We start from the raw sequence: 13,452 nt of genomic DNA on the forward strand, positions 1-13,452 counted from the left end.
AATGTTCTTTGAATTGGACCAAAGTTTGCAGTTACTGTTTTATCAGCATCCATTGTAATATTTAATGGATTTGTAGTTCCTGAAGCATCACCACTCCATCCTGTAAATTCATAACCTGAATCTGGTGTAGCTGTTAAAGTAACAACACTTCCATCGTCATAGGTTCCTGTACTTGGATTTGGAGCTACAGTAACGCTACCATTTGTTGCGTTTAATGTTAATGTTCTTTGAATTGGACCAAAGTTCGCTGTAACTGTTTTATCAGCATCCATTGTAATAGTTAATGGATTTGTAGTTCCTGAAGCATCGCCACTCCATCCTGTAAATTCATAACCTGAATCTGGTGTAGCTGTTAAAGTAACAACACTTCCATCGTCATAAGTTCCTCCAGCTGGGTTTGGTGTTATTGTTCCGTCAACTGCATTTAAGGTTAATGTGTATTGATTTGTTAGGCTAGGGTTATATTCATAAGCCCCCATATCTACAGTTGTATTAAAAATACGATCATTACCTTGTAAATCAAATGTAAATATTCCTGAAGGAATTTTTGAATTGTCTCCAGTATCTATCGCTGGGGAATTCGATTTCAGAGTAAAATCACCATTCAAAGCATTGGTAAATGAAGGATTACTAGTACCTATTCCTGTAGTATTTGAAATATTACTAAAACCATCTTGACCTACCGAATTTCCAACTTTATACTCTTGAAAATCTAATTGATTGGTATCATTTAACATAGAGATCATTACGTTGTTAGCCGCATTTCTATTTTCCCAAATGATCGAATTATAAACATGTAAAGAATTGAGCTGACCTACACTTGAAATTCTCGACGCATTTATTAATGTTGCATTATTACTTGCATTGGTATTATTTTTATTATACGCAAAAGTACAATTGGTAATAGTTACTCTTTGAGAAAAATTAAGGTCTTGTCTAAACCAAATAATTCCAGAATTACCTTGACCTGTAGGATTAATTGATTCTAGAATATTATTTTCAAATAAACAGTTCATAATATTTATATCCAAAATATCATTACTTGCTCTTGTATACAACGTAACACCTCCGTTTCCAAAATTATTTTTGAATATTGTGTTCTCTATATTCAGAAAACCATTTTGATCGATCATTTGAACAACCCCAAAACGACTTACTACATTTTTCTCAATGCTACAGTTTTTTACTGTTAAATTAGTCGATTGTATTAATAACGCGCTTCCTTCTTGAGTTTCACTTGTTGACAATTTATCAGCCTGACCGTTAGCTATCGTAAGTCCATCAAGAATACAATTATCAGCTTGAATTTTGACAATATGAATTGTATTATCAGTACGATTTACGCCAGTGTAACCTACGCCAGAGTCATCACCGTTAACATCTCCATCTAAAACAGTTTTGTATTGTGTAAAATCTCTATCCGACAATTGGCTTTCTGTTCCGTTAAATCCGCCATATAGTTTAACATTTGATTGATCAAGTACAAAACTATCTGTTCTAATTGCTCCAGGAGAATACGTTCCCTCTGCTATCCAAACTACATTATTACTGGCATCATTAGCTAGCGCGTCTTGGAGATCTGTATATGCATTCGTCCAAGAACTTCCATCATTATTTCCTGTCGCATCTTTATCTACAAAAATCAAATTAAAATTTGTAGTGTGCGAAGATTCATAACATCCATAATCTATACTTAGAGATTGAATTCTTTCATTGCCTAGAAGATCTGTAGTAATACCACTTGGCATTTTAGAAGAATCCCCATTATTTACAAATGGTGAAGAAGATTGAAGAGTAAAATCTGTACTACTTGTAAAGATTGGATTAGCATTAGAAATATTCGCTGTACTAGCGTTCACGTTAAAAATGAAATCGAGCGTAGAAAAATTATTGAAATTGTCTTCACCTACAGATGTTTCAACTACAAAATCATTAGTTCCTGTCTGAGAAGTATCATTACCAACTGAGGTCATAGTTCCATTTTGAGCATTTCTATTTCCCCAAAAAATAGAATTAAACACATTTAGAGAAGAAGATCTAGTATTTGAAGATAACCTCGAAGCATTAATTAATGTTGCTGGAACACTTACATTTGCTGTTCCTCTAGTCTTATTTTTGTTATTAACTAGTGTACAGTTCGTAATTGTTACATTTTGTGAAAAATTAAGATCTTGCCTAAACCATATTATCCCAGTGCTTCCTGATCCAGAAGGTGAAACGTTTTCTAAGGTATTGTTTTCAAATAAACTATTAATAATAGTAATATTTAAAGCTCCTCCATTGGCTCTTGTATATAAAGTAACACCACCGTTACCATAATTATCTTTAAAGATTGTATTTTCAATACTTAAAAAACCACTTTGATCAATCATTTGAATAACTCCAAAACGCTGAACAACATTCTTCTCAAAGGTAGAGTTTTTTATGGATATATTTTGAGCATCTATTAAGATAGCACTTCCTTCTTGGTTATCGCTTATTGAAGAGTCATTAGCGTGACCATTAGCAATTATAATTCCATCAAGAGTACAATTATTCGCTTGAATTTTTACTATGTTTAGCGTATTTTCATCTCTATTAACACCTGTATAGCCAACTCCAGTATCATCTCCATTTACATCACCGTCTAAGATTGTTTTATATAGCAAAACGTTTCTTTCTGATAAAAGTGATTCGGTTCCATTAAAACCACCATAAAGTTTGACATTAGTTTGATTTAAAATAAAACTATCAGTTCTATTTGTCCCAGGAGAGTAATCGCCTTCTGCTATCCAAATTTCATCACCACTAGAATCATTTGCTAGTGCATCTTGTAAGCTTGTGTAAGCATTAATCCATGAAGATCCATCGTTACTTCCTGTTGCATCTTTATCTACATAAATTTGTGCTTTAACCAGAAGACATGTAAATAAAAACAATAAGCATAATTTTATTTTCATAATAAATTTCATTTTTTACATTATGAAAACAAAGGTCTTACTTTAAATTGCTGATTATTTTTTTATTTAGTGAACTGTTAGGTTTTGTAAGTGAAATGTAATTAGTTAAATACTCTGTTTATCATTTCAATAAACTCATCTTTTCTATCTCTTGCTATGGGAATCGTACTTAAGTTATTCATGACGATGTGAAAACCATCTTTTTTAACTAATTCCTTCATAAATTTTAAGTTAATAAGATACGATCTGTGAGGTTTATAAAATAACGGTTGATTCACTAACTGCTCGGTAAAATGTTTTAATGTTTTACAGATTAATTCTGTTTTACCATTTTCTAAATGAACTTTTGTATAAACTCCATCTGCTTCGAAGTACATAATATCTTCATGTGAAGCAAAAATAATTCCTTTTGGAACTTCTAAAGCTATTTTATTTAATGATAATTGATGTAATGCTTTTTCTAGATTCTCTAGTTTATTTTTAATTTGATTATCGTTAATTACCTGTTTAGCTCGCTTAAATGCTTTAATTAATTCTTTCTCATCAATTGGTTTTAATACGTAATCAATTGCTGAAAGTTTAAAAGCTTCTACAGCATATTGTTCGTAAGCCGTTGTGAAAATTATTTGGAAATCAATGGACTCATTTGTAAAAAAATCAAGAATTTCTAAACCTGAATGTTTAGGCATTTCAACATCAAGAAATACTATAGAAGGTTTTTCTTTTTTAATGAGCTGAACTCCTTCTATGAGGTTTGATGCTTCTAAAATTATATTCACTTCTGTGCAATTATCTTCAAGTATTGATTTTAGTACACGTCTAGATCTATTTTCGTCATCGATTATTATTACTTTCATAGGGGCAAATTTATGGTTACTACAGTGCCAATTCCTTTTCGTTCTTCATCATAAAGATCTACTATTTTGACTTCTATATTTTTATTCATTGCTGAATTTAAAAGTGTGACTCTTTTTTGATTAGCTGACGTAGCAAAAGAAACATGATTTTTATGTCTTTTCTTATTAATTCTTGCGGCTGCTTCTCTTCCAATTCCATTATCAATAATGGTACATTGTAATGCGTTTCCATCTCTACTTTTTACAAACGAAATTTCTAGTTTTTTATCATCAATTTTATGCAATAAACCGTGCTTAAGAGCATTTTCCACATAAGGTTGAATTAATAATGATGGCACATAAATTTCTCTTATTTTTAATTCTTTATCTACATTTAAATCATAATCAAAATCGCCTTCAAATCTTTCTTTTTCGAGTTCTAAATATAAATTTAGAGTACTCAATTCATCCTCTAAAGATATTTCATTCTTTCTACTCTGATCTAAATACAATCGGATAAGTCTCGCAAATCTAACCAAGTAATCTCTAGCGAGTTTTTTCTCATTGATTATTATGTAATCCTGTATTGAGTTTAATGCATTAAAAATAAAATGCGGATTCATTTGAGAGCGTAAATTTTCTAACTGAGAAAACGTTAAATCACGATTAATCTCAGCTTTCTCTAATTGTATTTTTTGTGTTTCTTTTAATCTTTTTGTTCTTTTTCTAAAGTAAAAAATCACAATCATTATAGATAACACGGATAAAAGCAACCAGAATAATTCAGTTTTATAAAAAGGTAAGGTAATTTTGATGTTAATGCTATCGCCTTCTGAGACTTCTCCATTTACATCGTCAATAATTCTATATCTCAATACAAAATCACCTTCTGGCAAACTATTAAATTTAACATAATCCGAACCTCTTGTTAGCGTTATCCAATCTTTATCAACTCCTTTCAAACTGTATTGATAGATTATCGATTGATTGGAATGAAAACCTTTGATATTAAAATTAAATCGAACATTACTAGATTCTTGGCGTAATTGATAATTAGGAAGAATTAACGTGTCTTTCTCTTGAATTTGTACCGATTTGATATACGGCTTTTGTAATTTACGTTCTTTAAAAATTTTCGTTTTATCAAAACTAAATAATCCTAAATTTGAAGATAATAGAACATTATTTCCTAAAACTTCTATATGCTTAATGGCATAAGAATTTATTCCGTCTTGCTTTGTTAAAATTTTAAATGAATCAGTATTGGAACTGTACAGTTGAACTCCTTTTTCTGTAGCAATCCATAAATCATTTCCGTCAGTATTAATTGTATTCACAAAATTTGAAGCAAGACCATTTTCTTCATTCAATTTCTTTATTACAATATCATTTTTAATTCCATAAACACCTTTATCATAAGTGGAAACCCAAACAATTCCATTTGTAGATTCTGCCATTTTAAAAGTATAAATAGGATTTTGATTAATCTCAATTGCCTGTTTAACTTTTAAATCGTTGGAATATAAATTTAAACCATCAACATCACTAACATAGAGTTGATTATTAAATTTTGAAAACAAAGATGTATAAGCTCTTTTAAAAGTAATTCTAGTCAATTTACTTTTCCCTTTTATAATGTAAACACCGCTAGAAGAGCTAACAGCATATGTAGAATCGTTAATTACATTAGTGTTTTTAACTCCTAATGTATTCATTACACTGACGTTTTCCTTTCGGTTAAAAGCGTCGAATGTAAAAAAACTCTTATCTGATGCATATAATGTTTTTCCTGCCTTTTTATTGAATGATATACTCCTTATAAATGAATTATTAGAAAAAAGGTTTGTTTTAAAAATATTAGATGTTTTATAATACTCTAAAAGTTTACCAGATCTGGTTCCGATGTAACATGATGAATCATTTATCTTCTCTAAAACAGAGATATTATTCACATTGGAAATCTTTTTTAATTGCTCATTAGGTATTACATAAATACCGTTATTTAATGTTGATATCCATAAATTATTATTAACATCTATCAATGCTTTTGTTACAAATATCCCTTTTAGGTAATGATCTTTAATTTTGAGTGAATTATTCTTTTTAGTGCATATATACATGCCATTGGAAGTTGAAAAATAATAGTTATTATCTCTTTCGAATAACCCTTCGATTCTATGGGTATTTAACTCTTGTGGAATTTCGACTGGTAGCAACTCATTATCGTACTCATAAAAACTATTATTACTATGTTCAGCATTACTTTTTATGAGACAAAAACCTTCTTTAAGTTTATAAAAATTTGAAAAAGTAATATTATGAACCGTTCGATCACTAATTAATTTAGCTTCCTCATGTTCAAAACTATATGATTTTAACTTAAATCCCTTAGAAGTGTAATATAGAATATCATTAAATACAAATCCCATAGAGTTTCCAGTAACTGTTATTGGTAATTCTCTTTTTTTCTTAGTATTTATGTCTATTGCACAAATTTTTTGAGCTCCTTCTCCTAAATAAATTTTAAATACCAGCTCATCATTCAAAAAAACAAAATCTGTATAAGCTCCTTTAATAATATCTTGATAGTTTCCAAAGAGTTGCAATTTATTATTCTCAACATAGAAAAATTGGCCTGCTAAATTATTACACCAAACACGACCATAAGGATCTAAGGTTAAATTAAAGAATGATCTTCCTTGCTTTTTCGGATGCGTTAATTGAGTAAAATTTTTTCCATCAAATTTGAACAACCCTTTATTTGCTGCAATCCAAATGTCTCCTTTCTTATCTTGCAGTAAATCATAAACCTCATTATCAGGAAAACCATCCTTATCTGTAATATGAATAGTAATTGGATCTTGAGCATGAATCCCCAAGAAGAGTAAAAAAAAGTAAATATGGAATAAAGAGTTTTTCAATACGTTACTATTATACTCAAATTTACAATTAATTGAAAGTAGATTTATATAAATTTAATAAACTGTAATTGTTTACTAGTAAACAGTTCATTCTTTCAATAAAAAAGAGCTTATAAAATATAAGCTCTTTTAAATTAATCCCCTTTGATTATAACTTTGTCAATAAATATAGAATGAAACTATACAAAACAACCAAAGTTATTTCAAATCGGTATTTATCTTTACTCTTTTTCATTTATTTCTTGATAAATCTTCTGATTCCTTTTCCTGAATCAGTTCTTATCATTAAGAAATAAATTCCTTTACTTAAGCTAGATACTTCTATTCCTTCTGAAGAAAAATCCTTTACTTCAATTTCTTTTCCAAGCATAGAATATAGCTTTATTGCTTTAATATCTTCTTTTGATTCAACTTTTAAGAAATCAGTCACTGGGTTTGGATATAACTTAAAACGTACAGGAAACTCTTCTTCATTTACACTTAATGTATTTACTGAAAAGTTAGCTGTAACTGTTTTATCAGCATCCATAGTTATAGTTACAGGATTACTAGTTCCTGAAGCATCTCCACTCCAACCATCAAACTTGTATCCTGAAATTGGTGTAGCTGTAAGCTGTACCACCGTTCCTACGTTGTAAGAACCAACACCTGTAGCAGGATCAACAAAATCTGGTGCAGTGTCTACAGAAATATTACCATTAGTTGAAGCTAATATTAATCTAAATTGAACAATAGCAAACATTGCTGTAACTGTTTTGTCAGCATCCATCGTAATAGTTAGTGGATTTGTAGTTCCTGATACGTCTCCACTCCATCCAACAAACTCATAACCTGCGTTTGGCGTAGCTGTTAATGTTACCATAGTTCCATCTGTATAGGTTCCATTAGTTGGGTTTGGATTGGTTGTAACAATTCCGTTTGTAGCATTTATAGTTAATGTTCTTTGTATTGGTGTAAAGTTTGCTGAAACCGTTTTATCAGCATCCATTGTAACATTGATTGGATTTGTAGTTCCTCCAGCTACACCATTCCAACCTGCAAATTCGTAACCAGCGTCTGGTACAGCCGTTAAAGTTACCACACTATTATTATCGTAAGTTCCATTTACTGGACCAGGATTTGCTGTTATAGATCCATTTGTTGACGAACCTAATGTTAATGTTCTTTGAATTGGTGCAAAGTTTGCCGTTATATTTAAATCTGAAATGATTGTTACAGTTCTCGGATTTGTTGATCCTGTAAAATCACCACTCCATCCTATAAATTCATAACCAAGATTTGCCTTTGGTGTAAAAGTAACCGAAGTTCCATCATCATATGTTCCATTAACTGGATTTGGATCTGTTAATACAGTACCATTCATTGCATTTATAGTAACTGTACGCTGAATTTTACTAAAATTCGCTGTAACTGTTTTATCAGCATCCATTGTAATAGTTAATGGATTTGTAGTTCCTGAAGCATCGCCACTCCATCCAGTAAATTCATAACCAGCATCTGGTGTAGCTGTTAAAGTTACCACACTTCCATCGTCATAAGTTCCTGTACTTGGATTTGGAGCTGCATTAACGCTACCATTTGTTGCATTTAATGTTAATGTTCTTTGAATTGGGCCGAAGTTCGCAGTAACTGTTTTATCAGCATCCATTGTAATATTTAATGGATTTGTAGTTCCTGAAGCATCTCCACTCCATCCTGTAAATTCATAACCAGCATCTGGTGTAGCTGTTAACGTAACAACAGTACCATCGTCATAAGATCCTGTACCAGGATTTGGAGCTGCAGTAACACTACCATTTGTTGCGTTTAATGTTAATGTTCTTTGAATTAAAGTAAACGTAGCTGTAATATTTTTATCAGCATCCATTGTAATTGTTAATGGATTTGTAGTACCTGAGGCATCACCGCTCCATCCTGTAAATTCGTAACCAGCATTTGGTGTAGCTGTTAAAGTAACTGATGTACCATCGTCATAAGATCCTGTACCAGGATTTGGAGCTGCAGTAACACTACCATTTGTTGCGTTTAATGTTAATGTTCTTTGAATTAAAGTAAACGTAGCTGTAATATTTTTATCAGCATCCATTGTAATTGTTAATGGATTTGTAGTACCTGAGGCATCACCGCTCCATCCTGTAAATTCGTAACCAGCATTTGGTGTAGCTGTTAAAGTAACTGATGTACCATCATCGTAAGTTCCTCCAGCTGGATTTGGTGTTATTGTTCCATCAACTGCATTTAACGTTAACGTATATTGTGTAACTGCACTCTCATAAGCTCCCATATCTACTGATCCGCCTGAAACCCTTGTATTTCCAGCTAAATCTTCAGTAATATCAGAGGGTAAATCAGCACTTAAACCTCCGTCAATAGCATTTGAACCTGCTTGTAAAGTAAAATCATTATTTGCAGCATCAGTGAATAATGGGTCAGAAGCCATTCCTCCAGCTTGACCACCTTGAACAATAGAATTACTTACTGAAGAAGGAGTTCCTGTTGCATCGAAAGGAGATATTGAACCATTATCAAAAATAATACTGTTTTTAATAGTACTATTTGCTGCTCTCTCCATTTTTATAACATTCCCTAAATTCCCTGTATTTTTCGCAAAAGTAGAATTGATAATATCTACATCAATACCAGTTATATTTCCTCCTGAACCGGTTACCAAACGGATACACGAAGCACTTGTGCTGGATACATTATTATAGAAAAGACTATTTACAACTGAACCTCTACCAAACTGAGAGAAATTTTGTGATCCTACAAATAAGAAAGCAGATTGCGTATCTGAATAGTTATTTCTTATGATACAACTTTTGAAATCAGTATCACCTATAATATTGGTCTGCCCACATGGATTAAACTGAGCATATACTGCATATTCTGACCCCGAATTATTTTCTAAAATACAATTTTGAATTGTACTATAAATTCTACCAGTATTATAAGGTTGAACAATTATAGCTCCTCCTCTTCCTCCAACATCTTGATTTGTAGCTGAAGTTGTACAACTAGTACTATTTGGACCATTTGCATTTCCATCAGAAATTGTAAATCCATCAATGATAGTTCCAATTCCTGTTCCTTTTAAAGAAACTACGTGATATGAATTATCAGCTCTAGTTGGTTCAGTATTACTTAAATTACCATTATCATCTCCATTTAAATCTCCAGATAAAATAGTAACATTATTTTTATAATCTCTTTGATTTAAAGCTGTTTCAGTTCCGTTAAAACCACCGTAAATTTCTACAACTTTATTTTCTAACTTAAAAGTCCTACTATTTCCAGTTCCTGCTGTTGGTAAATACGTTCCTTGAGCCACCCAAATTTGAGTTGGTAAATTCGTGTTATCGATAGCATCTTGTAAGTTCGTATAAGCATCTGTCCAAGAAGTACCATCATTGTTACCTGTTGCATTAATATCAACATAAACTTGTGGTGCTGGAGCAACAACACCATAATATTGAACTGTAACTTTATTATTATCTAAATAAGCAACATATACTTTATTACCTGTATTATTAACAGTAATTTTTGCTTTTGGATCTACTCCTGTAAAATTTAAACCAATATTTAAATCACTCCAAGAGTTTAAATACTGATTGAATTGATTAATAATTAAATTATCACTACTGTTGTAATATAAAGCATAAGAATTATTATCTAAGTTATTATACTCCATGAACAAAGTTCTCTTTTTTGGAGAATCTGCTCCAGATGGCCTTGTTCCTGAAATCATCTCAATTCTATTAGTTGGAACAGTACCTTGATAATTATAATGGTGAATAATTCTATTACTTACTCCAGCCATTGTATACATGTAAGCATTTGCTCCACCTGGTGGTGTATACGAAGTATTTACATCGATATTCCAAGCACTACCATCATATGCATATCTTGTAGCTCTTGGTCTCCAATTTCCAAATCTATATCCCCAACCAACTACTAAATTATCTTCAGAAATTAAATCGTAACAGTTCTCAAAAATATTTCGGTTAAACTCGTTTGTCCAAGATCCACTTCTATTTGAATATAAATAGAAGATATTATTCGTAATATTAGAACCTGCTCTTGAAGTTCCTATAAAAGCTTGTCCTGTAGCCGAAAACTTTATAATCGTTTTACTATGTGGCGCGTAACTTGTTAAAGAAGCTACTTCACTAACCCAAGTTGTTCCATCAAATCTAATAACATCAAGTCTATTTGTTGTATTATTTCTAAAAGCAACCCAAGGTTGATTAGTTACTGGATTAATTGCAACTGCTATTAAACTTGGTGTTACAAGTCCAGTTGCATTACTTCCAACATCAACCCAGTTTGTACCGTCGAACTTTTGAACGTGTACTTGTCCATTTGTATTATCAGCATAAGCAACATATGGAACATCATTTGTATCAGATGCAATAGCAAGATCCGTAGCATCATTTGTAAAACGTGCTGTTCCCTCTACTTGCCATTGAGCAAAAGTTATGTTGCTAAGCAACAAAAATAAAAAGAGTAATTTTAATTTCATGATCTGTTTTTTAAGTCCTTATGTGTACAAAGTTGTCTTATTCACCTTAATATTTTTATGAAGAATTTCTGAAAGTACGATTTGAGTTGCTGAATTGAAGTGCGAAAACTTAAGCCTTTGTACATTATTTTTTTACATTAAAAAATAAAAACCATACAGTACAATAACTGTATGGTTTAAAAGCTAAGTATAAGGATACTTATAAAAATAGTGGGTATAAAAACTATTTAAAATATTTGTTTACCAAGCTTACTGGTATATCTTTTGAAAATTTATCTGAATAATTTTTTTCTATTACTAACTCTTTAGAAAAACCATTCTCTGTACTTTTTTGATTTATTTTTGCTGCGTGAATATCAGTATCATCTCCATTCACATATAAGTAGTATGCGATTAACTGTCTGTCTGTTACTTCATCTGTTACACGATCTGTTTTCTCTTTCCATTCATCTGAGTAGACTACTAATTTTCTTATTTTTAGGTTAGCATTATTTCTATACTGTTTTAATTTTTTATAGATCGCCTGCTCACAAAGTTTCGCTAATTCTGGTGTATGTAATTTACCTTCTTTAGGCATAAACTTAAATGATCCTATTTTTACTCTTTTTTCAAAATCCTTTACATAATTTAAAGCCTTCTCTCCACTCCACTCATCAAATTTTTCTGCACTTGGTGCTGCAATTACAAACGGTCCTTTTATTTTAGATTTTGATGACATAAAATATGGATACTTTCCTCCAATCTTTTTTCCTCCATCGAAAGCATAAATTAAGTACACATTATCTGGAGTTTTAATTACTCTTTTAGATGGAGAAGGAACTGGAGTGAACGAATGCTTAGTTCCATTTGTATCTGTCACATCTTTTAGTTCATCTATATGAAAAACTTCTTCTCCATCTTTTACGAAATTACTACAGTAAACACCATCTATATCTCTGCTATAATCGTCTTTAGCAAATCTTGGATATAATTTAAATGCTAATTTATTACCAGAACCAAAATGATATACATTAAACTCGTTTCCTTTTCTTTTTTCTTTAGCTGTACGCATTTCTAAGTTTGTAAAACCACTAGCAAACCTTGAACTCATTTGGTTTTTAGACACAAACTGTTGTCCACCCTTATTGGTACTAGCTGAAGCTTTATTTGATGATTTACTTTTCTTAGATGATTTGCTCTTGTTTAATACTTTTTTTAAGAATTGAGCATTTGCATTGGGTGCTGAAAATAAAATTGCACTAAACAATGCAACCGAAAATAAACCTCTCTTACTAATTTTAATCATTTCTTTTGTTTTTGATAGAAAAGCAACTAACTGCTTTTACTTGCTGTTAATGATTTAAAATTCTTCAATTAGTATGATTTAAAACCTTTAAAACTTCTCAAAGTTCGTTTTAAACTTCTCAATTAACTCATAAAAAACTGATTTAAAACAAAAAAGACTCTAAAAAAGAGTCTTTTCGAAGTTTGGTTAGTTGAAGTTAGATACTTTGAACTATGGTTAAAAATTCTTCTTTTTTATCTTTAGATATTGAAACAGTTTTATCGTTTTCCATGATTACGTAACCTCCATCTTTCTTAACATATTCTCTTAAAAATCTTAAATTGATTAAATATGATCTATGAGGACGATAAAATGTGCTTATTTTATGAAGTGTTTCTACAAAAAACTTTAATGGTTTACTTACTAAAATATTCTCTTTAGTAGTAGAAACCTTAGTATACATTCCATCTGCTTCTAACATGATAATATCATTGAAATTGACAAACTTAATTCCATTTCCGTTTGGTAATCCAATTTTTTTGAAGTCAGATTCTTGTAAACTTTGTTTCAATTCTTTTAATCTCTCATTAATTTGAGAGTTTCCAATAAATGTGATTACTTTTTCAACAGCTTCTCTAAGTTCTTCCCCATCTATTGGTTTTAATAAATAATCAATCGCATTTAATTTAAATGCTTCTATTGCATAATGACTGTATGCAGTTGTAAATATGATTTGAAATGTAATTTCTTCTTCAGAAAAGAAATTTAATATTTCTAAACCAGAATACTCTGGCATTTCTATATCTAGAAAAACAATATCTGGTTGATTCTTTTTAATTTTATCTATTCCGGTTAATAAGTCTTCTGCTTCATCTATCTCCTTAATTTTATGGCACTCTTCTGTTATAAGAGTTTTTAAAACACTTCTTGCTTTAGCTTCGTCATCTATTATTATTGCTTTCATATTTGCCTA

Annotated in this window: 6 protein-coding genes; all 6 read right to left on the reverse strand. The window is 30.8% G+C overall.

What is annotated here, in order from left to right; genetic code table 11:
• Positions 1 to 2,939, reverse strand: a 2,939-nt coding sequence (locus Q1A46_RS15035) for a choice-of-anchor Q domain-containing protein (protein ID WP_299680475.1), incomplete at its 3' end; no start/stop codon positions are given.
• A gap of 101 nt (positions 2,940 to 3,040) precedes the next feature.
• Positions 3,041 to 3,796, reverse strand: a complete 756-nt coding sequence (locus tag Q1A46_RS15040; protein WP_299680478.1) for a LytTR family DNA-binding domain-containing protein — start codon at positions 3,794 to 3,796, stop codon at positions 3,041 to 3,043.
• A complete protein-coding gene (locus tag Q1A46_RS15045) occupies positions 3,793 to 6,654 on the reverse strand; it encodes a histidine kinase (protein ID WP_299680480.1) in 2,862 nt (953 codons plus the stop codon). The genes Q1A46_RS15040 and Q1A46_RS15045 overlap by 4 nt, the downstream gene beginning before the upstream one ends.
• A gap of 277 nt (positions 6,655 to 6,931) precedes the next feature.
• The gene (locus Q1A46_RS15050) at positions 6,932 to 11,215 is read right to left on the reverse strand and encodes an InlB B-repeat-containing protein (RefSeq protein ID WP_299680483.1); all 4,284 of its coding nucleotides are present in this window, start codon (positions 11,213 to 11,215) and stop codon (positions 6,932 to 6,934) included.
• Positions 11,216 to 11,438: 223 nt separating this feature from the next.
• A complete protein-coding gene (locus Q1A46_RS15055; protein WP_299680486.1) occupies positions 11,439 to 12,500 on the reverse strand; it encodes a hypothetical protein in 1,062 nt (353 codons plus the stop codon).
• A gap of 196 nt (positions 12,501 to 12,696) precedes the next feature.
• Positions 12,697 to 13,443 (reverse strand): LytTR family DNA-binding domain-containing protein, encoded by a 747-nt coding sequence (locus Q1A46_RS15060; protein ID WP_299680489.1) that lies wholly within the window; start codon positions 13,441 to 13,443, stop codon positions 12,697 to 12,699.
• Positions 13,444 to 13,452: the final 9 nt, after the last annotated feature.

It is taken from the genome of uncultured Tenacibaculum sp. (genome assembly GCF_947502995.1).
Lineage (GTDB): Bacteria > Bacteroidota > Bacteroidia > Flavobacteriales > Flavobacteriaceae > Polaribacter.

Excerpts from the sequence above, each read along its gene's own strand:
- Q1A46_RS15055 (WP_299680486.1), bottom strand. The coding sequence starts at position 12,500 with ATGATTAAAATTAGTAAGAGAGGTTTATTTTCGGTTGCATTGTTTAGT.
- Q1A46_RS15050 (WP_299680483.1), bottom strand. The coding sequence starts at position 11,215 with ATGAAATTAAAATTACTCTTTTTATTTTTGTTGCTTAGCAACATAACT.
- Q1A46_RS15060 (WP_299680489.1), bottom strand. The coding sequence starts at position 13,443 with ATGAAAGCAATAATAATAGATGACGAAGCTAAAGCAAGAAGTGTTTTA.
- Q1A46_RS15040 (WP_299680478.1), bottom strand. The coding sequence starts at position 3,796 with ATGAAAGTAATAATAATCGATGACGAAAATAGATCTAGACGTGTACTA.